Annotated in this window: 1 protein-coding gene; it reads right to left on the reverse strand. The window is 41.3% G+C overall.

Going from position 1 to position 482, the window contains the following annotated elements; genetic code table 11:
- Positions 1-5: 5 nt before the first annotated feature.
- Entirely contained in the window at positions 6-470 is a 465-nt protein-coding gene (locus GOU96_RS18280) for an acyltransferase (protein ID WP_114806832.1), read from the reverse strand.
- Positions 471-482: the final 12 nt, after the last annotated feature.

Raw genomic sequence — 482 nt, forward strand, 5'->3', positions numbered from 1 at the left:
TGTACTTACGGCAAGTCTCTTAACTTTTTAGCCGGATTTCCTGCGTAGATCCCTTTCTCTGTAATGTTCTTAGTCACAACACTACCAGCACCAATAACTACGCCATCGCATATGCTAACTGGTAACACTGTTGCATTAGATCCAATAGTAACGTTGTTAGCGATAACTGTGCGTCCCCAGTTATCTGGATTTGGGTCTGGCTGACCGTTCTTAAAAAGATCGTTAGCAAACATAACCCCATGACCAACGAAGCAATCATTGCCAATCGTTACATACTCACAAATAAAAGTGTGTGACTGGATCTTTGTTCGAGCACCAATTACGGAGTTTTTTTGTATTTCGACAAACGGGCCAACAAACACGTCATCCTTTAGCTCGCAGCCATAAACATTAGAAGGCTCGATAACGGTAACATTCTCGCCACAAATAACATCTTTAATTTGAGCTTTCAAAACTCTCGGAATTGTCATTTTACCTCCGAA

The organism is Vibrio sp. R-1 (assembly GCF_035615595.1).
GTDB lineage: Bacteria > Pseudomonadota > Gammaproteobacteria > Enterobacterales > Vibrionaceae > Vibrio > Vibrio cholerae.